The following is a 19,844-nucleotide window of genomic DNA, read 5'->3' as shown; positions in this document are numbered from 1 at the left end:
GAGTTCCGCGTGTCCGAGCAGGTGAAGAAGGCCAGGCGGCGCGGCCAGGCCCTGCTGGACGCGATCTACCAGGCGGTCCTCGCCGAACTGGCCGAGGTGGGTTTCCGCAGGCTCACGATGGAGGGCATCGCGGCCCGCGCTGGGACCGGCCGCATGCCGTTGTACCGCCGCTGGGACACGCCGGAGGCGCTGGTGCTCGACGCGCTGGCCGCCGCGCTGGCGGCCACCCGCGCCCCCGTGGACACCGGCGACGTGCGCGAGGACCTGCTGGCCCACTTCAGGACGATGACCGGGCAGATCATGGCCGGCGATCTCGGCGCCGCGCTCGGCGCGGTGATGGGGGAGCGCCTGCACCACCCCGAGCTCGTCGCGACCGTGCGCGACCGGCTGCTGCGGCCGCACCTGGACGCGATCGAGGCGAGCCTGCGCCGCGCCGTGGCCCGCGGCCGGCTCGCCGAGGGCGTCGTCTCCGCCGAGGTCTGCGCCGCGGGACCCGCGTTGATCACCGTGCACCACCTGATCAACGGGACGCCACCGGGGGAGGCGGAACTCGCCGCCATCGTGGACAACCTGGTCCTGCCCGCCCTGGGAATGACCTCCGCGCGATCTTCCGGCTAGGGTGAGGCGCTCGAATCCCTGCAAGATCCCTGGAACGGTGCCGTGCGTCGCCATCGGTTAGGCATTCCCGCCCTCCTCCTCGCGGCCGGATACATGGTGACGCTCGTGGTCGCCGCGGTGTCCGCGCTGGTCGGTGATGACATCCGCCTTCTGCTGCGGCTGACGCTCTTCTACGAGCTGGAGACGGACACCGAGCCGACGCTGCGGCAGCTCCTGTCGGGCGCGGCGACGGCGACGGCCACCTGGCCGAAGGTGATCGTCCTGCTCGCGGCGGGAGGCATGTGGGCCTGGGCGCTGTGGCAGGGCCTGCGGGGCCCGGTGAAGGGAGCCCGCCCGGCGCCTGACCGGGACGTGCGCCTGCTGCGGGTGGCGCTGTACACGTCGGTGGCGATCTGGCTGGTGTACATCGGCGTGCCGGAATGGCCGTGGTGGGCCGCGGCGCTGGAGTACCTGGTGATGCTCGGGGTCGCCGTCGCCTTCTACCCGCTGATGCGGCCGACTACGGGCCTGGCCGGGCTCGCGCTCTTCGCGGGCGTCACGGCCAACGTGGTCCTGATCGTCACGGAGGTGTTCTACGCGCTCGGCTGGCGCGCCGCCGAGCGGATGCTCGACTCCACCGCCCTGGCCGCCATCGCGCAGGTGCTCTGGACGGTCCTGGTGCTCGTGGCGCAATGGCGAGCCGGCCGCTGGCGCCCCGCCACCGTCCGGTACGGCGTCGCCGCCCTGCTCGTGCCCCCCGCCCTCATCCTTGTCGGGATCCTTCCGCTCGCCGTCCTGGGCATCAGGGGCGTGTACGGCGATGCGGTCAGCTCGGTCGAAGGCGCCCTGATGATGATCTGGCTGGCCAGGTCCGCCCACGACCTCGCCGATCCGGACAGCCGCCCGGCCCCGCCGCGCCCGCTGCCGTTGCCCCTGCCGGCTCGGCCGTACACGCACGCCATGACGGTCCGGCTGGTCGTGGCGGCCAGGGTGGCGGCGTGCGCGGTCCTGCTCGTCCCGGTGCTGGTCAACCTGAGCAACGGCTACCTGCTGTGGATCACTGCCCACGTGCCCATGAGCTTGGTGAAGCGCCTGGGGGACGTTCCGCCGATGATCTGGTGGATCTTCGAGGCGGCTGTCGGAGCGGGCGGGCTGGCCGTCCTGGTCCTGGTCGCGGCGCACCGGGGGACCCTTCGGGCCTTCCGGGTGGCCATGACCGCCCTGTTCCTGACCGCGGGGGCCGGGTCCGCCGCCGTCGTGGGCGTGGTCGCCATGCCCTTGCTGCGCAGCGACCCCTTCCTCCGCGGCGGAGACGTTTACTCCGCGGTCCGCTTCTTCAGCCGGGGGTGGGACGTGGTGCCGGCCGTGTCCCCGCTCTGGTTCACCGTCGTCTGCCTCGTCTCGGCCGTGCTGCTGTCGTGGGCCCGCATCATGAAGGAGGCGTATTCCGCGGACATGCTTCTGTGGAGAGAGCGCTCTCTTGACAGCGACATGACAATGCTGGACAGTCGCGGTTAATCCACACCCTGTGAATTCGGTGAGGTAACCCGAATGGATCGCACCCCCCGTTCCAGACTGTTACTCGCTTTCGCCGCCGCCATCGCGATGCTGATCCCGATGACCGGCCCCGCCCAAGCCGCCCACGCCGCTCCGCCGCCCGGCCCCCTGGTCTGGTCCGACGAGTTCAACGGGCCCTCCGGCGGTGCCGTCGACCCGTCGAAGTGGCGCTTCGACATCGGCGGCAGCGGCTGGGGCAACAACGAGCAGCAGTACTACACCGGCAGCACCCGCAACGCCGCCCTGGACGGCAGCGGAAACCTGGTCATCACCGCACGCCGGGAGAACCCCGCCAACTACCAGTGCCACTACGGCACCTGCCAGTACACCTCGGCCCGGCTGCTCACCGCCGCCACCTTCACCCGCGCGTACGGGCGGTTCGAGGCCCGCCTGAAAATACCCCGCGGCCAGGGCATCTGGCCGGCGTTCTGGATGCTCGGCGACGACATCGGCTCCGTCGGCTGGCCCAACAGCGGCGAGATCGACATCATGGAGAACATCGGCCGCGAGCCCAGCACCGTGCACGGAACCATCCACGGCCCGGGCTACTCCGGCGCCGGCGGCATCGGCGCCGCGTACTCGATCAACGGCGCCTTCGCCGACGCCTTCCACACCTTCGCCGTCGACTGGTCGCCGAACCTGATCGTCTGGTACGTCGACGGCAACGAGTACCAGCGCCGCACCCCGGCCGCCCTCGGCGGCAACCGGTGGGTCTTCGACCACCCCTTCTTCATGATCACGAATGTGGCCGTGGGCGGGCACTGGCCCGGCTACCCCGACGCCACCACCACCTTCCCGCAGACGCTGACCGTCGACTACGTCCGCGTCTACGCCCCGCCCACCGGCGGAGGCGGGCAGATCACCGGTATCGGCGGCAAGTGCGCCGACGTGGCCGGCGCCAGCCCCGCCAACGGCACCGCCGTACAACTGTGGGACTGCAACGGCTCCGGCGCGCAGAGCTGGACGTGGAACGGCGACGGCTCCGTGCGCGCCCTCGGCACGTGCATGGACGTCACCGCCGCCGGCACCGCCAACGGCACGAAGGTGCAACTGTACGAGTGCAACGGCACCGGCGCCCAACGGTGGACGTTCACCTCCGGCACCGGCCAGATCGTCAACCCGCAGTCCGGCAAATGCCTCGACGCGACCGGGGCGAGTTCCGCCAACGGCACCCGGCTGCAGATCTGGGACTGCACCGGAGGCGCGAATCAGCGGTGGAACAGAACCTGAATTCCAGCAAGTGAGAACGCGCTCTCTCATGCTATGTGAATAGGGCCGGAACGCCTGCTGGAGTTCCGGCCCTGGTCTGCTTGCGCGACGTGGCTACCCGGCGGGCGTCAGGGACCCCGTGGCCCCCTGCGGAATGCTGACGAGCAGGGTGATGATCTGACCCAGCGCGGAGGAGGGCTGCAGCGAATCGGCGTAAACCGGTCCGGCCATGGTGACGACGAGCGACGCGGAGGCCAGCAGGACACCGAGGCGGGCAAGACGCATGGAATGTGCTCCTTTCCAGGAATGAGGAGTCCATCCATAACGCGTCAGGGGTGCCGGGCCTGCGCATCCGGGGCCGGGACAACGGCGATCTTGGTGCAGATTTGAGCGTCCGAACAGGCACGTGCGGGTCTGGGTTTCGGGGAGTAGGTGACCCCCGTCCAGCTCACGTCGATCGTTCGTCAAGATCGACTCCCTAGCCTGTCGCCATGATCAAGAGCATTCTGCTGGCCGCGGTCCTGGTCGCTGCGGGCGGGCCCGCGGGCGGCGACCAGAACGCCGGCCACGTCTGCCTCACCAACACCAACTGGATCGCGGCCGAGGAGACGGCGGACCCCGAGCGGGACGGTGACGCGGCGGCCTACTACGCCGGCATCGGACGGCGGCTGGGCGTCCTGGCGGGCATCACCACCTCGAGGAGCCTGGCGGCCGACCTGGCCAAGGGGCGCGAGCTCAGCCGGAAGGCCGCCGCGCTGTCCTCGGCGGGGAAGAGCACCACGGCGATCGACAAGCGGCTCGGCGACATCGAGACAAGGCTGCTGGCTTACTGCGCGTAAGGCTTAAGGCTTTTCGGGCGTGCGGGCTTTTCGGGCGTGCGGGCTTTTCGGGCGTGCGGGCTTTTCGGGCGTGCGGGCTTTCGGGCTTCAGGCTTTCGGGCTTTCAGGCGACGCGGTCGGCAGTCGCGGGGGCGGTCAGGCCGGTGGCGGCCAGCGCCTGGTCGAGTGTGGGGTGGGTGTGCAGCAGGCGGTCGGTGCCGGTGATCTGGAGTACCCGGCTCACCCGCTCGTGCGGCGCGGCCAAGTGCAGGCTGCCGCCGCCGGCCTCCGTGCGGTGGTGCAGGTCGATGAGCAGGTGCAGGCCGGAGCTGTCCATGAAGGTGACCGCACTCAGGTGCAGCACCAAGGGGAGGGCGGCATCGGGGTGTTCACCGATGATGTACGCCTCCAGCTCGGCGGCATTGGTGCAGTCCAGCTCGCCGGCAACACCGATCAGAGTGCCCCCGTCCAGGGGGCGGCGGATCAGATGCAGCGCCGTCATAATGCCCTCGTCCCTGGGAGTCTCTGTCCCTCCAACACGGTAAACCCTGAAGTGCATTACATGAAAGACCTTTCTCTCCAAAACCAGGACGGAAGCCCTCCAAGCCCACCCAAGCCCGGTACGGCCCGCCGCCGGAACCGATAGCGTGAAGAGTGTGAGCTCAGACAGCCCCAGCTGGACCTTTCTCACCCACCACGCCCGGGTGCTGCTGGAGATCGCCCGCGACCCCGAGGCGCGGCTGCGCGACATCGCCGCCAGCATCGGCATCACCGAGCGCACCGTGCAGACGATCGTCAACGATCTGCACGAGGCCGGCTATCTCTCCCGCGAGCGTGTCGGCCGCCACAACCGCTACCAGCTCAACGCCGACCTGACCTTCCGCTATCCCACCGAAGCCGGGATGCCGGTACGCCGCCTGATCGACATGTTCGCCGAACGCGACCTGCCCACTCGCTCGTAGCCGGTCGTGGCTAGCTGAGGGTGATGGCATCGAGCGCCGGGTCGCACCCGAGAATCAGGGTGTAGAGCTCCTGAAGCCCCATCCCGGGAAACAGTCCCAATTCCTTGTCCAGGGTGTCTCTTATCTCGTGATAGGCGGCCAATGCCTCCGCGGTGCGGCCGGCACGGTGGTAGGCGAGCATCAGCCGTTGCGTGAGCGCCTCGTTGAGCGGCTCCTTTCCCCTGATGTGCCGGACGAGCCGAGGTATCAGCTCACGATGATGGCCCAGGCGCAGTTTCACATCACAGAAGCTCAGGAAGGCGGCGTTGTGCTCCTCCTCGAGTTGGCGGCGCCGTCCAGCGGCCCATTTGCCCGCCACTCCGGCGAGGACGGTTCCCTCCCCCCACAGCCGCAGCGCGCTGTCGAGAAGCTGCGCCGCGCGAATGTGATCACTGAGGCCGTTCGACGCGGCCACAAGCCCGCGGAACCGGACCACGTCCACCTGCTCGTCGGCCACCTGGAGCACGTAGGCATGATGCAGGTAGTCGATCGAGACGGGGAAGTCGGCGCCCGACTCCAGGGAACGGCGTAGTCCGCTGACGTAGGAGTACAACATGGTGGTGGCCGAGCCGGGGATGTTGCCGCCCCAGAGGTGTTCCATCAGCCGCTCATGGCTGACCGGGCTGCCTTCGGCGAGGATGAGTATCGCGAGAATGAGTTTGGACTTGGGCGGCCCGAGATCGATCTCCGTGCCGTCCATGTGCGCGCGGAACTGGCCGAGCACCTCGAACTGAAGAGTGCCGTACGGCAGGCCGCGCTGCGGCTCCTCGGCGGGTGACCGTGATGGCGGCGGAGGTGCGACATGAACGAGGGCGGCCGCCTTCCGGGCGAGTTTCTCCGGCATGAGGACGGTGAGCCGGCGGCCGGCGCCGATGATTCCCTTCCGCCTGAGGCTGCTCAGGGCGCGCCCGACGGTGGCCCTGGAGGTCCCGCTCCAGGAGACGAGGTTCTGCTGGGTGACGGGGAAGGGGAAGCTCACGGAGCGGTCCGGATGCGTGATGCCGGTCCGCTCCGCCAGGTCGTTCAGGAGCCGGATGATCCGCTGGTTTCCATCACCGTTCGACAGGTTCAGCACGCGCTGTTCCATGTTGTGCTCACGCGTCCTGAGATCGGCGACCATGGCGGTGGTCACTCTGCTGCTCAGGGCCGAGGTGCCGAACAGATCGCAGTCCACCAGGAGCGCCCTGATGGGCGACAACGCGACGACGGTGTGCGTGTGGAGCACCGGATCCGCTGACGGGAACCCGATGAGGCTGTGCGGGCCGTAGATGTGCAGGAGCGGCTCGGTGTCCTGAGTCCGGAGCACCGCCTTCGCCCAGCCCTCGAGCAGAACCAGGACATGTTCGCTACGCCGCCCGGCTGTCACCAGGATCTGCCCCGGGTCGTAGGAACGCGTTTCCGCCAGCAGCATCAGCCGGCGCCGATCCTCTGTGCTCAACGCGCTCCAGAAGCCGGTTCCCGTGTTCACGGCGTCGGAACCTGAACGCCCTGGAGGGCGAAGATGACGGCGGTCAGCGCGATGAGCAGGCCGGCGATGGCACCCAGGGTGCCGACGAGACGCTTGTCCGCCTTCGCGTGGGACAGCGTGCGCACCACATAGGCGAGGAGCGCGAAGAATGCCAGAGTCACGATGACTCCGGCTGCCACCGATAAGGGGGCAGGCACGGCGGTTCTCCTTCGGGAGTCATCTGGCTGGGGACGTGGACTTGTTGCGCACTCCGGTCCGCGAGAAGGGGAGAAACCCTCGCAAGAGGGGGTGGAAGCCTCGCCCTCAAGCTCGCCGACAGCGCGATGCTTCCAAACGCTACCAGCGACCTCGAAGGCTAGAAGGGCCTCATTTGAGGCATGGAAAGGCGGCCCCTCGGGCTTCCACCTCCGAAGGGCCGCCTATGGGTGGCGCCACGTCCCCAGCCAGAGGAGACTCACGCCGTGTGCCCCACTCCATCACTCGAGCAGGACCGAGGGAGGAAGCCGAGCGGGAGGACCACCAAGACCAGCAACGCGTCCTCGACGGCTTGACCAGCGGCCAGGCCCGCGATCCCGCGGCGCTTCGGGGAGGTTCTCCCTCTCCCGCCCTCATGGTTGTTAGCATCCGCGCTGCGACTGGAGAAAACCTGGGAGAAGTCCTATGGGTCTGGCGGCAGCGTCGCAGTATGTAGATTTCTCCCTTGTCGGCCTGAAGGCGGAAGCGGGTGGAGCGATGACCCCCATCGCCGGTCAACTCCGCGACCTGCGGCGGTGGATCTGGTGCGGGTGGGCGGGCTGGATCGCGGAACGCATCGAAACGGGCGACGACCTGGCGGCGCAGCTACGAGCCGTCTGGGATCAGCCGGACCGCCACGCCGCCTTGCGATGCTTCCTGAACCCGGTGCCGATCGGTCTGATCGGCGAGTATCTGGCCGGTGACGAACCGGCCAGATACTCGCCCCTCACGGCCGCGGTGCAGGAGGCCCTCCTCCTGATCGCCGCCTGCCGAAGCGCACTCCCATCGGTGATATCCAGTGGGAGGGGTTCGCCGAGGCGTTCGACGACCAGGGGTTCCGCTACCTGATGCACCGCGCATCCGAGGACGCGCAGCTGAGTCCTGTCGCCCAGTTTCGCCGGGAAGGGATCCTGAGCAGGAGCCACCGGCAATACCTGCGGCAAAACGTCTACCCGTGCCCGCCGGAGGGAACCGCGGCCCTGACGCTCGTCTCTCGCGGACACTCCCGAGCCGAATACTCAGGGCCGGAGATGATCCTGCACGCGGAACCGGATCCGGCCGAGGTCACGATTCCCGTCATCGGATAATACGCCTTGCCCATTTCTATATGGACAAGCAGCAAGGCATATGCGACTCTCACACAAGATTGATCAACTTCGCCCAGCCATTCCGTGACGTATTGACTCCATGGCGTCCCCATTCGGGCAGTGAGAGCGAGACCCGTGGTATCCAGCTGGTTATTTGTCGTATGCGCATCGGTCCTAGTCTTCATGGCGCTACTGGCCATCATCGAAATCGGTAAGCAGGGGATGCTCGGCCATCAGGGTGTCGAGCGTGACGGTCTCAGATCCGGCACCAGGGCGCCGGCCTGGCAGGCCGTTGATCTGGACGGGCGGGTCCATGTTTCACCGGCGCCGGGCCGCTGGCAGGTTCTGGTTTTCGCCGACCATTCGCTCAGGGAATTCACCGAGGTCGTCGAGGGGCTGCGCGCACTGGACGCGAGAGGCGGTGTCGAGCTGCTCATCCTGGCCAGGAGGTATGCCGCGGCCATGGTGGGCGTGCTGCCGGAACTCGGCGTGCCGTGCCCGGTGGTGCTCGTGGATCCCGCGATCTACCACCGTTACAACGTGCGGGTCATGCCTTTCGTGGTCATCGTCGATCCCGCCGGCCGTATCGCGGTGTCGAGCCTGGTCAATCAGCAATGGCAATTGGCGCGGCTGTGCCAGTTGGCCGGCGTCCATGAAAGGACGGACGCGTGACGGAAATGTTCGGCGCGGCGGCGGCCGTGGTTGTGGCCGTGGTGTTACTGGCGGCCGGTTGTGCCAAGCTGGCGACCGCCGGTGAATTCGCGACCACAGTTCAGGTGTTCATTCCCGTGCCGCGGCGCGCGGCGAAAGTCCTGGCCTGGTTCCTGGCGTTCTGGGAAGCCGGGCTGGGGGCGTCGACACTGCTGCGGCCCGGCCTGGTCTGGCTGGCGTTCACCGTGCTGGCGTTCTGCGGAGGACTTCTGCTCGTGGCGATTCTGGGGCTCCTTCGCCATCGCGGCCGTGAGTGCAATTGTTTCGGTGGACTCAGCCGAGGGCGTTTCGGCGGGTGGGGCGCGGGACGAGCGCTCGCGCTGTTTCTCGCCGCTGCTCTTCACACGTGGTACGTGAATGGCTCGGCCGGGTCGCCGGGCCTCGGGGATTCCGCTTACTCCATGGCGCTGGTTCCCGTCGTCGTCCTCGTGGGGTTCGCGGTGATGCAGGCCGCGGACACCTTGACGGCGATACGCACATCGGGGGTGCTCGAATGATTCAGGTTCCTGTCTTTCTCGCCGTGACCCAGTGGGTGCTGCTGTTCCTTCTCGGCCTGCTGGTGATCATCATGTACCGGCAGCTCGCCAGGGTGCTCGGGGTGACCAAACGCGACCGGGAACACGCGCACGGTCTGCCGGCGGGCACGACCCCGCCGCGCTTCGCTTACACGGACGCCACCGATGCCGCGCGCACGTCGGCTTTCGAGCCGGGCAACGGGCGCGCCGCACTGGTGGTCTTCGCCGACCCGTCCTGCTACGCCTGCGAGGAGGCGATGGGCAGGCTGCAGACGGTCATTGGCCAGAAGGCGTGGGACGCGCAGATTCTCGTCGTCACCAGCGAGCCCGCACAGTATGTGGCCCGTGTTCCCGCATTCGCCCGACTCGGCGCCGGCGTCGCTGTCATCGGTCATCACGTGAAAGCCGACTGGCAGGTGGACGCCACGCCGTACTTCTTCTTGCTCGGACGCGACGGAAAGGTTCTCACGTCGGGCACAGCATGGTCAGCCGACCAGATCGCCACCGCTCTCGAGGAAGGACAGCCGCGTGTGGTTCAAACGCACCAGTAGCAAGATCGAGAAGTATACGACGGACGCAACAGACCAACTGGCTCGCCAGGTGAGCCGACGTGAAGGGCTCAAGCGGGCTCTGGCCGGCGCCACCACGCTGATCGCGGGAGTCGCGGTTGGCCAGTTCGCCGGGGCGAAGTCCGCGGCGGCCGCGGTGGATTGCCCCTGCGCCCCGCCGCGGGGCGTTTACTGCTCTGGCTGCCCGACGAACGGGTGCCCGTCGGGACATGTGATCTGCAAAACCAGCCACGGCTGCGACCCCTGCATCTACTCCGACGGTTACTGGGTTTCCTGCACCGGTCTCGGATCCTGCGGAGGCGGCTTCCGGCTCTGCTACGACTGCAAGAAGAGCAGCGGCACCTGCAGCACCACCTGCGGGTGCAGAACGGGCATTCTGTGCTCCGGATGCTGCACCGCCGACGAGGTCAAGGCGGAGATGGCGCGCGTCCAGCAGGAAGCCGCCGCCGCCTGATGCCGATCCCGCCGGCTCGCCGGGCGGCCGGGAGACCGCTGGTCATCGCGGCGGCGCTGGTTCTCGGGGCCTGCGCCGCCGTGCTGACCCGGCTGGGCCTGGGGCCCCTCTTGGTGCTCCTCGCCGCTCCGGTCCTCGCCGCGACCAGCGGTTACGGCAAGAGCGACTCCCCTTGAGGCGTCAACGCGGCCGCCACCCTGGCGGTCCCCTCCTCCGGGCGAGGAGCTCTGGTGGTACGGCGGGCGTGGATGCTTGTGGCGTTCACCGTGCCTGCCGCCGTTTTCTGGGGATCGGTCACCATGGGTGTCGCCTTCTTGGTGCCGCGCCCGGTCATCGTCTGGGCGGCGGTGATCTACACGGTCGCGTACGCGGTGGCCCAGGTACTGGCGCTCCCGCTCCGCGCGCCGGGACGGTCCTGGCAGGTGCCGTCGCAGTGGCTGGTGGGGCGGTCATTCGCCGTCCGCACGGCGATCTGGGGAATGACGCTCGGGCCCGGAGTGATGACGAGAAACGCCTTCGCGGGCAGTTGGCTCTTTCCCTTGCTCGCCGCGGCCTCGGCAGAGCCACTCGTCATGGGTGCGGCAAGCGGCGCCCTGCACGCCGCGGGCAGAGTGGCCGGCATCATGCGGCAGATGGACAGGAAGAACGCCGGCGGTTTCTTTGACGCGATGGCGCGGACAATGCGCTGGCGCACCGTGGACGGCGTTCTGTTGTCCTTCCTCGCGGGGCTTCTCATCGTGTTCGCGGGGTACTCCTGAATTCCGCCCCGGCCATTTTCCGGGCGGGGCGGAATTCAGCCGCCCGGCGCCCGCACCTCGACGACGATCGAAACACTGAAATTCAGCCCGTCGGCCTGCAGGCCATAACAGCCCGGCGATCGCACCCACGTCGAACCCGGCCAATGCCGGTATCCGCCGCTGTTGTTCACCCCCGGCCCCGGTGGGATCTGAACCGCCAGGGAGCGGGGCTCCTCACCGAAGGCCACCTCGCCCGGCTTGTCCAGGCGCGTGCCGCGAAGGAGCACGGGGCCCTGGTAGGACGGTTCGGCGAACCACAGGGACTTCTTGCCGTACCAGCCGTCGCGGCGCACCGGATCGACGGTGATGCGCGCTCCTGCCTTGGCGCCGACCAGCACCACACGCACCCGCCCCTCGCCGAAGGCCGTTCCGCCGAAGGGCAGGCCGGGCGGCAGGCGTCTGCCCTTGGTCACCGGGCAGGACGACGACGCCGCCGGATGACGCAGGGGCCGCCAGAGCTCCGCGGGCACGGCTCCCTGTTGCGGCTGGCAGATCTGCGCGTGCTTGGCGCAGGACTGGGCGTAGTCGGCAGGCGTGGCCAGACCGGTGGGCGCGGGAGTCGACGGTGCCGGGGTCGACGGTGCCGGAGTCGGGGGGCTCGGGGCGGATGCCGTACTGCCCGTTGTGCACCCGCTTGCGGCGAGCAAGGTGAGCAAGGTGAGCGCCGTCATCGGGACGATTCTGGTATCCATATCCCCTCGAGAGGTTGGCAGGATAACCGCGTGAAAAATGTAGCGAGAAAAGGATGGTAGTTCAAGGAATCCCTCGATTATCGGAATCGAGAGGTGCCGGACTATCGTTTCCCGATAACGCCGTGAACGGCTCTCGTCCTGGGTGACGAACGCCATCGCCCGCAAGGTTCAGCCGGCGACCGCGGTGATCGCCTCCCGTTCCTTGCCGAGGATCTCCATGAGCAGCTTCGTCTCCAGGTCGTAGTTGCTGAGGACCACGCCGGTCCAGTCGTGCCCCATGTAGACGTTCCAGTTGGCGTTGCCGCCGCCCACGCCGCCACCGTGCCCGATCACCCGGAAGTCACCCATGATGGTGGAGTTCAGGCCGTACGCCTGGAACGCCGCACGCCGGGCCCCGCCGGGCGACGGCGCCCCCGGCGGAGGAGGGGAGGGGAACTTGGGGCCGACGTACAGCTCGGTGTACGGGGCGGTCAGGAGGGTGTGGTTCTCCAGGGCCTGCCCGAGCCGGATGAGATCGGGTGCGCTGGCGAAGGCGTGGCCGCTGGGCATGCCGATGAACGGCCGCCCCGGATTGGTGCCGGGTCCGCCGATGACCGCGCTGGCCTTCAGATCGCGCAGGGCGTCCACCCGCGAGCCGTCGGCCTGCAGCATGTACGGGTGGGCGATGCCGCTGTCGGCCAGCCACTCCGTCCTGGTGTAGTACCGCGAACCGGTCATGCCGGCGGCGTCGAAGATGTGCTCGTGCACGTAGTCCCAGTACGACATGCCGGTCACCTTGGTCACGATCTCGCCGAGCGCGTCGAGCCCGGCCCCGCCGTACTGGCTCTGAGTCCCGGGCGTGAACTGGAGCTCGCCCCCGCGCAGCGCCTTCGCGTTGATCTCCAGGAGCTCTTCCTTGCTGTAGGTGATCAGCTTGGGATCCAACGGCAGGCTGCTCATGCCGGAGGTGTGGGTGAGCATCTGGTGCATGGTGACCTTGTCGGCCACTTCCGGGCGGAAGCCGGTCAGATACTTTCCGAGCTTGTCGTAGAACTCGACCTTGCCCTGCTCGGCCAGCTGGACGATCGCCAGCGTGCTGAACGGCTTGGACGCCGACCCCAGGTTGAACCGCGTGTTGAGACGGTTGCGGATGCCGCGCTTCTTGTCCGCCATGCCGAACGCCTCGGCCACGACCGGCCTGCCGCGATGGGCGATCATGATGACGCCGGAAAACTGATCCTTCTTCGCCAGCTCGCTGACGTACTCCTTGTACGCGCGCAACGGCTCGCTCTGCCGCGCGTGCGCGGCACCGCCCGAGGCGGCTACCAGCCCTGAGGCGGCCAGCGGTGTGACGGCAAGCATGCCGAGCACGGATCTCCTGGATGCCTTGGACATGTCGTCTCCCTTCGATGCTGAGGCCAGAGGGTTCCAGCGGGGGAGTTAAATCTCTGTTCGAGGCTTCCTCGAAGACCGGATGCCGTCACGGCCGGGACGCGGGCCGCTGCCTACCGTGGCGCTGCAGGTCATCGAGGGTGAGGGAACGATATGGCGGTCAGCCGACGAGATCTTCTACGGGCCGGAGCCGGGGTTGCGGCGGGGGCCGCGCTGGCGCCGGAGTGGTTCACCCGGCCGGAGCCCGCCGCCTGGCGGCAGCTGCGCGCGAGGCTGAGCCCCGCCGCCCGGCTGTATCGGCCGGGCGAGCGCGAATATCCCTCCCTGGCCACGGTCGACAACCAGCGCTACGCGGCGGTACGGCCGGCCGGGGTGCTGGCCTGTGCCACCGAGCACGATGTGCGGGCCGCGCTGGGCTGGTGTGCCGAGCACCGGATACCGTTCGCGGCCCGTTCCGGCGGCCACAACTACGCCGGGCACTCGGCCACCACCGGGCTGGTCATCAGCGTGCGGCCGCTGAACCAGGTGGCCGCGCGCGGGCGGCGGCTGCATCTCGGCGGCGGCGCCACCAACTCCGACGTGTACGCCGCCCGCGAGGCGGGCCTGTACTTCCCCGGCGGGCGTTGCCCCGGCGTCGGGGTGGCCGGTCTCACGCTGGGCGGAGGACTCGGTTTCAACGACCGCAAATGGGGCCTGACCTGCGATCATCTGGTCGAGACCCGGCTGGTGCTGGCCGACGGCAGCATCGTGCGGGCCGCCGAGGACGAAAACCCGGATCTGCTGTGGGCCTGCCGCGGCGGCGGGGGCGGCAACTTCGGGATCAACACCGCCTTCGTCTTCGACGCCGTACGCGTGGACCGCCAGCGCGTCACCGTCTTCGACCTGGTCTTCCCCCTAGCCTCCGGGGTGCGCGTGGCCGAGGAACTGCAGCACGTCCTGCACGCCGACGAGTCGGGCGAGTTCGACGTGCGCATCGGCGTCAAGCAGACCGGCGTGGGGGTGCTCGGCCAGCGCCTCGGCGACGAGCCCGGCCTGCGACGGCTGCTGGCCCCGCTGCTGGAGCTGCGCCCGAGCGTCGCCCGCATCCAGGAGTCCGGCTTCTGGGCCGGGCAGGACTACCTCATGGAGCGTCCCGGCCAGAAGGACTGTTACGCCAGCAGGTCGCTGGTACCCGACAGGTGGCTGGACGCCGAAACGCTCACTCACATCGTCGAATGGGCGCGCACCTTCCGGCCCGGCCCCGCCCGCGCCTCCGGCTACCTCACCCTGTTCGCCATGGGCGCCGCCGGTGCCGCTCCCCGCCCGGACGAAAGCGCCTACCCCCATCGAGCGGCCACCTACGTCATCGACATCGGCACCCACTGGAGCCCCGGCACGCCCACCGGCCAGGTGCACGCCCTGCTGGCCCAGACCGGCGCCCTGCACCAGCTCCTGCGCGGCCGGTTGGGCACCGACGCCGCCTACGTCAACTTCCCCGATCCCGACCTGCCCGGCTGGCAGCACGCCTACTACGGGGCCAACTACGCACGCCTGGCCGAGATCAAGGATCGCTACGACCCCACCGGGCGCTTCCGCCACGCCCAGGCGATCGGCAGTCAGAATCGTGCAATGCAGGCGTTGCATTAACAGTCATGATCGTGCAACAAACTCGTGGTCTGGAGCTGCATATTTGCACGTTGGTTCGTGTATTGGCAATTGACGATCTCATGTATGCAACGTAACTTCTGAGATGTCGCGAACACTCCGACGGCGGGGGCACAGGGCATGAAAGACCGTTGCGGGTTCTGGTACGCCAAGCGGCCCGACGGATCCGCCGCGCAGCTCGCCCCCGTCCCCTTCAACCCCGCCCTCGTCTAAGGAAACGCATGAAACTGCTCGTCCTGGGCGGCACGCATCATGTAGGCCGTGCCGTCGTCGAATCCGCGCTGGCGCGCGGGGACGAAGTGACCACCCTCAACCGCGGCGTCAGCCGCCCACCGGCTCCCGGCGTCCGGGCGCTCATCGCCGACCGCACCGACCCGGCGGCGATGAAGGCCGCGCTCGACGGCGGCGCATGGGACGTGGTGATCGACACCTGGTACCTGGCGCCGCGCGTCGTGCGTGACAGCGCCCGCCTGCTGGCCGACCGCGCGCGGCACTACGTTTACGTCTCCACGCGTGGCGTGTACAGCTGGCCATGGGCACCGGGCGACGACGAGAGCGCCGCGCTGGTCGATGGCGACCCCGACAGCGAGGACGGCTCGGACTACGCCGCGGCCAAGCGCGGCGGCGAACTGGCCGTGCTGGAGTCATTCGGCGAGCGCTCCCTGCTGGCCAGGGCCGGGATGATCCTCGGCCCCTACGAGAACGTCGGCCGCATCCCGTGGTGGCTGCGCCGCCTGGAGAAGGGCGGCCGCGTGCTGGCCCCCGATCCGCGCGACACACCGCTGCAGTACCTTGACGTTCGCGACATGGCCGACTGGCTGGTGGGCTCGGCCGAGCGCCGGCTCGGCGGCAGCTACATCGTCACCGGACGCCCCGATGACATCACCGTGGAGGAACTGCTGACCACCGCGATGGAGGTGACCGGCTCCACCGCCGAACTGGTCTGGACCCCCTACGACGTGCTGGCCGGCGAGGGTCTGGGGCTCGGCAGGGAACTGTCGATGTACATGCCCGACGGCTCGCGGCCTGTCGGCATCAACGACGCCGACACCAGCGCCGTCTTCGACGCCGGACTGACCGTCCGTCCCCTGCGCGACACCCTCGCCGACACGTGGGCCTGGCTCCAGGCCGAAGGCGACCCGCCGCCGCACCCGCTCGGCACCGACCCCTCGAACTGGACCGACCCCGTCGCGGAGCAGCGCCTCCTGGCCAGGCTCTGACGCCACTGGTGATGCGGTTAGAGTGATGCCCGCCGTACCATCTGTCCGTCTTTGAGAGGAATTGCGGGATCGTGTCTGACCCTTCGATCATCGAGCCCCGGGATCTTGAGCAACTGCTGCTCGCAGCCGCCGATCTGACCGGGGCCGGGCTCGGCGACTTCACCCAGATGGCCGCGCCCTCCTCGGATGAGGACCCGCCACCGATGACCGGGCCGACGCCGGAAAGCACCGCGTTGCTGAACAGGACGTTCACCGACAAGGCCGCGAAAGAGGTCAGGACCTCCTTCGTGAACTCCGACTCCACGATCGTCATCGACGAGGGCGCCTCCGAGCGGGTGCCGGGGGCGGCCGAGGCGTGGATGGCCGACATGCGGCAGATCTACGCCGAGTGCGACTCCTGGACGATCAACATCGGCGGTGAGGAGATCGCCATCCAGGTGGTAGACCCGGCCGACGACCCCATCGAGCCGCTCCGGATCGAGCAGAAGTTCGCCGGCGGCGCGTTGATGCGGACGATGCTCGCCGGGCCGGACGGGCAGCTCGGCCAGATCAGCACCCTTCTGATGCGCGATGGCGACCGGGTCCTGGAGCTCACGTTCCGCAGCGGGACGGTCGTGCCGGGCAGCCCGGAGGCCGCCCGGCTGCGGGCGGCGATGACGGCGTTCCTCGAACTGGCGCCGGCGAAGTTCCTGGGGTGAGCTCGCTCAGCGCCGGACGCTGAGGCGCATGAGGTCCTTTCCCACGATCATCCTGCCCCGGTAACCGGCCTCGAGCGCGCCGGTCCGGGCGCGGCGCTGCCACTGCGCGTGCGACTGGAAATCGCCGATGTGACTGAGCACCAGGGATTCGACGCCCGACTGCCGGGCCACCGTACCCAGCTCGAGAACGTCCGTGTGTGTGGCGCGCATGTGTTCCACGAAGTGCTCCGAGGCTCCGTGCTCGTGCCACCACTGCGGATCGCCGGCCTCGTGGACGAGGATGTCCGCGCCGTCGGCGAGGGTGGGGATGTTCGGCGTCACGGTGGTGTCCCCGGAGAAGACCACGCTTCCGTGTTCCGTCTCGAACCTGTAGGCCAGGCTCGGGAAGACGACGCCGTGGGAGACCAGGATGGCCGTCACCTCGACGTCGTCGTTGCTCATCACGGGGAAGGGCTTCATGACCGGCGCCGTGTCGCCGGTCGGGGACGCGCCCACGTCCGGCAGCCTGATCTCGTTGACGCGGAGGGCGGCGGCCGGGTCGAATCCGATCCTCTCGGCGATGAAGGTGTTGCTGGAGTAGGCCATGGCCTCGTTGGAGAGCCTGGTCAGGTCGGCGAGGCCGGGGGTCGGGCGGTGCGGGGCGACCCATTTCGCGCCGGGGACGTCGGGCAGGGCGCCGGCGCTGGGCGGGCCGTACACGTCGATGCGCGGGATGGCGCCGGTCTGCGACAGGATCGCCGGCGCCATGTACATCGCGATGTTGACGTAGTCGGCGATGTGGTCGGCATGGAGGTGGGTGACGAAGACGCCCTTGAGCCGCACCGGGTCCAGGCCGGCACGCATGTACTGCGACACCGCGCCGCGACCGCAGTCGACCATGTAGACGTTGCCGCGGACGACCAGCGCGCTGGCGATGCCGAAGCGCCCGCTCGACGGCACCGGGCCGGCCGCCGTTCCCAGCAGGACCAGGTCGGTTCCGCCGGAGGGCGTAGCCGCCAGGGCGGGCGCCGGCTGGGCTCCGGCCGCGGCGATGCCGGCGGCGATGGCACTCGAACGCAGAAGTGTTCGCCTGGTCACCTGACCTGACGCGTGGGCATTCACGGATTCGCTCCCCTCGACGAGATGACGCTTCCACGACGACGGGTGCCCTCGCGTCGGCGACAACTACGTAGTCATGTACGCCCGCGCCCACGCCTCGAAGGCGGTGAGCGGGATGCCCAGGTCCCTGGCGTACCGCGGGCGGGCCGGCTGGGCGGTCACGTTCAGCCCCAGGAGCGAGAGGCCCATCGCCGGCATGCCGGCGGCGACGGCCTCCTCCCCGGACAGGTCGGGAGCGGGCAGGTCCCGGCCCAGGACGTGGGAGAGGACCGCCGCGATCTCGGTCATCGGCAGGTAGTCGCCCGCCAGCTCCAGCTCGACCCGGTCGAACCGTTCGGGCGCGGCGAAGGCCGCGGCGGCGGCCGCGCCGATGTCGTCCACGGCGATCAGGGGCAGCCGGGTCCCGGGCCGCAGGGCGGTGATCAGGCCGCCGTCGATGCCGTGCGGGAACATGTACCGCATCGAGGGCAGGAAGTTCTCCATGAAGAAGCCCGGCTTGAGAAGCGTCCAGGAGGGAAACCCGGCCGCACGGACCCGATCCTGGATCGCGGTCTTGGCGCCCATGGCCGGTTGCATCGTCTCCCAGCCGGGCGTGTCCGCGTGCCGGTCCGCGCCGGAGACGGAGGTGTGCACGAACTGCCGCACTCCGGCGGCCCTCGCGCCCTCGACGAGGTTGACGCCCTGGGTCACCTCGCTGCCGAAGTCGGGGCCGTCGGCGGTGAAGGCGGGCATCTGCACCGAGAAGACGGCGCGGACGCCCGCGGCGGCCCGGACCACGGACGCACGGTCGTAAAGGTCGCCGGTGACCAGCTCGGCGCCGAGCGCCGCAACGGCCCTGGCCCGATCGGTGGCCGCATCGCGCACCAAGGCGCGTACGGGCACACCCGCCGCCAGCAGAGCACGGGCGGTCGCCCCGCCCTGCCGGCCGGTGGCGCCGGTGACCAGAACGGGCGCGGGAACTGTGGACATGACGCTCCTCAGGGCACACTTATGAAAACGGCGGGGCCCGCCGTTTCTGTACGAGTACGATATGGCGGGGTCCGCCGTTTAGTAAAGCCGGAGGTGACGTCGTGCCCGAGACCCGTCGCGCGGACGCGAGGCGCAACTACGCGCGCATCCTCGCCGTGGCTGAGGAGGAGGTGGCCACTCATGGGGCCGACGCCTCCCTGGAACAGATCGCCCGCACCGCGCAGGTCGGCTCGGCGACCGTGCGCCGGCACTTCCCCACCCGCCGCGACCTGCTGGAGGCGGTCTCACGCAAGCGGATCGAGGAACTGCGGGCCCGCGCCCACCACCTGTCCGGCCAGGAGGACGGCCGGTCCGTACTCCTGCAATGGCTGAGCGAGGTCGTCGCCTTCTGCGTCACCGCCCGGGGGCTGGCGGCCACGCTGGCCTACGACGGCGCGGCTCACGAGAACTCCTGCTCGGCGACGCTGGAAGAGGCGGCGGGCCCCCTGCTTCGGCGTGCCCAGTACGACGGCGTGGTGGCCGCGGAGGTCACCGCCACCGACCTGATCACCCTGGCCGCCGGCCTGGCCCTGGCCACGGAACACCACCCCGACCCCGCCGCCGCGGCGCAGCGATTGTTCCGGCTCGTCGTGGCGGGATTGAGCTCCTCGCCGGCTTAGCAGACGCAGAACTCGTTGCCTTCGACGTCCGCCATCACGACCCAGCGCTCCGGCGGCGTGCGCCGCTCCACCACCGTGGCCCCGAGCTTCGTCAGGCGAGCCACTTCCTCTTCGACCCGGTCCGTGCGCTCCTCGCCCGAGAGCCCGCGGGAGACCGTGATGTCGAGGTGGAGACGGTTCTTGGCCGCCTTGGTCTCGGGAACCTGCTGGAAGTAGAGGTTGGGCCGCTTGCCGGACCGGTCGATCAGCACGCGCATCGTGTTGCGTTCGGCTTCGGGGATGTTCTCGCCATCGGCCCAGCTCTCCCAGGTGGCATAGCCGTCGGGCGGGGGCGGGAAGGCGTAGCCGGCGATCGCCTCCGCCCAGAACTCGGCCAGCTTCTGCGGGTCGGCGCAGTCGAACGCCACCTGTACTTCTACGTCCATGGTCCGCCTTTCGAGGTCCGGGTCGGCACCCGGATGCTATGCCGCGCGAC

General features: G+C 69.2%; 25 protein-coding genes. 16 read left to right on the top strand and 9 right to left on the bottom strand.

Annotation, left to right across the window (positions count from 1 at the left end; all coding sequences use genetic code 11):
* Positions 1–9: 9 nt before the first annotated feature.
* Genes FVE25_RS49975 through FVE25_RS49965 form a run of 3 tightly spaced genes read left to right on the top strand, consistent with a single transcriptional unit; the run spans position 10 to position 3,384 of the window.
* Positions 10–618, top strand: coding sequence for a TetR/AcrR family transcriptional regulator (locus tag FVE25_RS49975; RefSeq protein ID WP_157254446.1), 609 nt, complete (start codon positions 10–12; stop codon positions 616–618).
* Between the two features lie 42 nt (positions 619–660).
* Positions 661–2,115 (top strand): hypothetical protein, encoded by a 1,455-nt coding sequence (locus FVE25_RS49970; RefSeq protein ID WP_157254445.1) that lies wholly within the window; start codon positions 661–663, stop codon positions 2,113–2,115.
* Between the two features lie 33 nt (positions 2,116–2,148).
* Entirely contained in the window at positions 2,149–3,384 is a 1,236-nt protein-coding gene (locus tag FVE25_RS49965) for an RICIN domain-containing protein (protein WP_157254444.1), read from the top strand.
* A 93-nt stretch (positions 3,385–3,477) separates the two neighbouring features.
* Here FVE25_RS49965 and FVE25_RS49960 read toward each other — a convergent pair whose 3' ends face one another.
* The gene (locus tag FVE25_RS49960) at positions 3,478–3,648 is read right to left on the bottom strand and encodes a hypothetical protein (RefSeq protein WP_157254443.1); all 171 of its coding nucleotides are present in this window, start codon (positions 3,646–3,648) and stop codon (positions 3,478–3,480) included.
* A 206-nt stretch (positions 3,649–3,854) separates the two neighbouring features.
* On the opposite strand from FVE25_RS49960, the gene FVE25_RS49955 reads away from it, so the two are divergent.
* Positions 3,855–4,202: a hypothetical protein gene (locus FVE25_RS49955; RefSeq protein WP_157254442.1), complete on the top strand. Its 348-nt coding sequence runs from the start codon at positions 3,855–3,857 to the stop codon at positions 4,200–4,202.
* Between the two features lie 103 nt (positions 4,203–4,305).
* Here the strand turns inward: FVE25_RS49955 and FVE25_RS49950 are convergent, their stop codons facing one another.
* Entirely contained in the window at positions 4,306–4,683 is a 378-nt protein-coding gene (locus tag FVE25_RS49950; protein ID WP_157254441.1) for an STAS domain-containing protein, read from the bottom strand.
* Between the two features lie 154 nt (positions 4,684–4,837).
* On the opposite strand from FVE25_RS49950, the gene FVE25_RS49945 reads away from it, so the two are divergent.
* Positions 4,838–5,143, top strand: coding sequence for a helix-turn-helix transcriptional regulator (locus FVE25_RS49945; protein ID WP_219825997.1), 306 nt, complete (start codon positions 4,838–4,840; stop codon positions 5,141–5,143).
* Between the two features lie 10 nt (positions 5,144–5,153).
* Here the strand turns inward: FVE25_RS49945 and FVE25_RS49940 are convergent, their stop codons facing one another.
* Complete coding sequence (locus FVE25_RS49940; RefSeq protein ID WP_157254439.1) at positions 5,154–6,650, bottom strand: BTAD domain-containing putative transcriptional regulator; 1,497 nt, start codon at positions 6,648–6,650, stop codon at positions 5,154–5,156.
* Entirely contained in the window at positions 6,647–6,811 is a 165-nt protein-coding gene (locus tag FVE25_RS49935) for a hypothetical protein (RefSeq protein ID WP_157254438.1), read from the bottom strand. The genes FVE25_RS49940 and FVE25_RS49935 overlap by 4 nt, the downstream gene beginning before the upstream one ends.
* 499 nt (positions 6,812–7,310) lie before the next feature.
* Between FVE25_RS49935 and FVE25_RS49930 the strand changes: the two genes are divergently transcribed.
* The 7 genes from FVE25_RS49930 to FVE25_RS49900 all read left to right on the top strand — a co-directional run bounded on the left by FVE25_RS49930 (position 7,311) and on the right by FVE25_RS49900 (position 10,979).
* Positions 7,311–7,733 carry a hypothetical protein gene (locus tag FVE25_RS49930; RefSeq protein ID WP_157254437.1) on the top strand — a complete coding sequence of 141 codons (423 nt, stop codon included), beginning with the start codon at positions 7,311–7,313 and terminating at the stop codon, positions 7,731–7,733.
* Positions 7,734–8,155: 422 nt separating this feature from the next.
* Entirely contained in the window at positions 8,156–8,644 is a 489-nt protein-coding gene (locus FVE25_RS49925) for a peroxiredoxin family protein (protein ID WP_157254436.1), read from the top strand.
* A gap of 5 nt (positions 8,645–8,649) precedes the next feature.
* Complete coding sequence (locus FVE25_RS49920) at positions 8,650–9,180, top strand: MauE/DoxX family redox-associated membrane protein (RefSeq protein WP_343046192.1); 531 nt, start codon at positions 8,650–8,652, stop codon at positions 9,178–9,180.
* Positions 9,177–9,749, top strand: a complete 573-nt coding sequence (locus FVE25_RS49915; protein ID WP_157254434.1) for a TlpA family protein disulfide reductase — start codon at positions 9,177–9,179, stop codon at positions 9,747–9,749. Before FVE25_RS49920 ends, FVE25_RS49915 begins: the two co-directional genes overlap by 4 nt.
* The gene (locus FVE25_RS49910; RefSeq protein ID WP_157254433.1) at positions 9,727–10,221 is read left to right on the top strand and encodes a hypothetical protein; all 495 of its coding nucleotides are present in this window, start codon (positions 9,727–9,729) and stop codon (positions 10,219–10,221) included. The genes FVE25_RS49915 and FVE25_RS49910 overlap by 23 nt, the downstream gene beginning before the upstream one ends.
* Positions 10,221–10,397 (top strand): hypothetical protein, encoded by a 177-nt coding sequence (locus FVE25_RS49905; protein WP_157254432.1) that lies wholly within the window; start codon positions 10,221–10,223, stop codon positions 10,395–10,397. Before FVE25_RS49910 ends, FVE25_RS49905 begins: the two co-directional genes overlap by 1 nt.
* 78 nt (positions 10,398–10,475) lie before the next feature.
* Complete coding sequence (locus FVE25_RS49900) at positions 10,476–10,979, top strand: hypothetical protein (protein ID WP_157254431.1); 504 nt, start codon at positions 10,476–10,478, stop codon at positions 10,977–10,979.
* Between the two features lie 35 nt (positions 10,980–11,014).
* On the opposite strand, the gene FVE25_RS49895 is transcribed toward FVE25_RS49900, so the two are convergent.
* Both FVE25_RS49895 and FVE25_RS49890 read right to left on the bottom strand, forming a co-directional pair.
* A complete protein-coding gene (locus FVE25_RS49895) occupies positions 11,015–11,488 on the bottom strand; it encodes a hypothetical protein (RefSeq protein ID WP_157254430.1) in 474 nt (157 codons plus the stop codon).
* A gap of 390 nt (positions 11,489–11,878) precedes the next feature.
* Positions 11,879–13,084 carry a serine hydrolase domain-containing protein gene (locus FVE25_RS49890; protein WP_219825996.1) on the bottom strand — a complete coding sequence of 402 codons (1,206 nt, stop codon included), beginning with the start codon at positions 13,082–13,084 and terminating at the stop codon, positions 11,879–11,881.
* Between the two features lie 150 nt (positions 13,085–13,234).
* Between FVE25_RS49890 and FVE25_RS49885 the strand changes: the two genes are divergently transcribed.
* From FVE25_RS49885 to FVE25_RS49875, 3 genes are all read left to right on the top strand, one after another.
* Positions 13,235–14,707 carry an FAD-binding oxidoreductase gene (locus FVE25_RS49885; protein ID WP_157254429.1) on the top strand — a complete coding sequence of 491 codons (1,473 nt, stop codon included), beginning with the start codon at positions 13,235–13,237 and terminating at the stop codon, positions 14,705–14,707.
* Positions 14,708–14,946: 239 nt separating this feature from the next.
* On the top strand, positions 14,947–15,945 hold the full coding sequence (locus tag FVE25_RS49880) for an NAD-dependent epimerase/dehydratase family protein (protein ID WP_181019964.1): 999 nt from the start codon (positions 14,947–14,949) through the stop codon (positions 15,943–15,945).
* A 71-nt stretch (positions 15,946–16,016) separates the two neighbouring features.
* Positions 16,017–16,643, top strand: coding sequence for a hypothetical protein (locus FVE25_RS49875; protein ID WP_157254428.1), 627 nt, complete (start codon positions 16,017–16,019; stop codon positions 16,641–16,643).
* 6 nt (positions 16,644–16,649) lie between these two features.
* Here FVE25_RS49875 and FVE25_RS49870 read toward each other — a convergent pair whose 3' ends face one another.
* Positions 16,650–17,720 (bottom strand): MBL fold metallo-hydrolase, encoded by a 1,071-nt coding sequence (locus FVE25_RS49870; RefSeq protein ID WP_157254427.1) that lies wholly within the window; start codon positions 17,718–17,720, stop codon positions 16,650–16,652.
* 87 nt (positions 17,721–17,807) lie between these two features.
* On the bottom strand, positions 17,808–18,710 hold the full coding sequence (locus FVE25_RS49865; RefSeq protein WP_157254426.1) for an NmrA family NAD(P)-binding protein: 903 nt from the start codon (positions 18,708–18,710) through the stop codon (positions 17,808–17,810).
* Positions 18,711–18,811: 101 nt separating this feature from the next.
* Between FVE25_RS49865 and FVE25_RS49860 the strand changes: the two genes are divergently transcribed.
* Entirely contained in the window at positions 18,812–19,369 is a 558-nt protein-coding gene (locus FVE25_RS49860) for a TetR/AcrR family transcriptional regulator (protein ID WP_157254425.1), read from the top strand.
* Here FVE25_RS49860 and FVE25_RS49855 read toward each other — a convergent pair.
* Complete coding sequence (locus tag FVE25_RS49855; protein ID WP_157254424.1) at positions 19,366–19,794, bottom strand: VOC family protein; 429 nt, start codon at positions 19,792–19,794, stop codon at positions 19,366–19,368. The two genes, FVE25_RS49860 and FVE25_RS49855, sit on opposite strands and share 4 nt — an antisense overlap.
* Between the last annotated feature and the right edge of the window lie 50 nt (positions 19,795–19,844).

This window comes from Nonomuraea typhae (genome assembly GCF_009760925.1).
GTDB classification, from domain to species: domain Bacteria; phylum Actinomycetota; class Actinomycetes; order Streptosporangiales; family Streptosporangiaceae; genus Nonomuraea; species Nonomuraea typhae.
Note: the sequence above shows the minus strand (reverse complement) of the source record. Positions and strands in the feature narration are given on the sequence as shown.

What these genes read in the sequence shown, in the direction of transcription:
- FVE25_RS49965 (WP_157254444.1), top strand. Translation starts at nt 2,149, where the DNA reads ATGGATCGCACCCCCCGTTCCAGACTGTTACTCGCTTTCGCCGCCGCC.
- FVE25_RS49960 (WP_157254443.1), bottom strand. Translation starts at nt 3,648, where the DNA reads ATGCGTCTTGCCCGCCTCGGTGTCCTGCTGGCCTCCGCGTCGCTCGTC.
- FVE25_RS49955 (WP_157254442.1), top strand. Translation starts at nt 3,855, where the DNA reads ATGATCAAGAGCATTCTGCTGGCCGCGGTCCTGGTCGCTGCGGGCGGG.
- FVE25_RS49950 (WP_157254441.1), bottom strand. Translation starts at nt 4,683, where the DNA reads ATGACGGCGCTGCATCTGATCCGCCGCCCCCTGGACGGGGGCACTCTG.
- FVE25_RS49930 (WP_157254437.1), top strand. Translation starts at nt 7,311, where the DNA reads ATGGGTCTGGCGGCAGCGTCGCAGTATGTAGATTTCTCCCTTGTCGGC.
- FVE25_RS49925 (WP_157254436.1), top strand. Translation starts at nt 8,156, where the DNA reads ATGGCGCTACTGGCCATCATCGAAATCGGTAAGCAGGGGATGCTCGGC.
- FVE25_RS49920 (WP_343046192.1), top strand. Translation starts at nt 8,650, where the DNA reads ATGTTCGGCGCGGCGGCGGCCGTGGTTGTGGCCGTGGTGTTACTGGCG.
- FVE25_RS49915 (WP_157254434.1), top strand. Translation starts at nt 9,177, where the DNA reads ATGATTCAGGTTCCTGTCTTTCTCGCCGTGACCCAGTGGGTGCTGCTG.
- FVE25_RS49905 (WP_157254432.1), top strand. Translation starts at nt 10,221, where the DNA reads ATGCCGATCCCGCCGGCTCGCCGGGCGGCCGGGAGACCGCTGGTCATC.
- FVE25_RS49890 (WP_219825996.1), bottom strand. Translation starts at nt 13,084, where the DNA reads ATGTCCAAGGCATCCAGGAGATCCGTGCTCGGCATGCTTGCCGTCACA.
- FVE25_RS49885 (WP_157254429.1), top strand. Translation starts at nt 13,235, where the DNA reads ATGGCGGTCAGCCGACGAGATCTTCTACGGGCCGGAGCCGGGGTTGCG.
- FVE25_RS49880 (WP_181019964.1), top strand. Translation starts at nt 14,947, where the DNA reads ATGAAACTGCTCGTCCTGGGCGGCACGCATCATGTAGGCCGTGCCGTC.
- FVE25_RS49865 (WP_157254426.1), bottom strand. Translation starts at nt 18,710, where the DNA reads ATGTCCACAGTTCCCGCGCCCGTTCTGGTCACCGGCGCCACCGGCCGG.
- FVE25_RS49855 (WP_157254424.1), bottom strand. Translation starts at nt 19,794, where the DNA reads ATGGACGTAGAAGTACAGGTGGCGTTCGACTGCGCCGACCCGCAGAAG.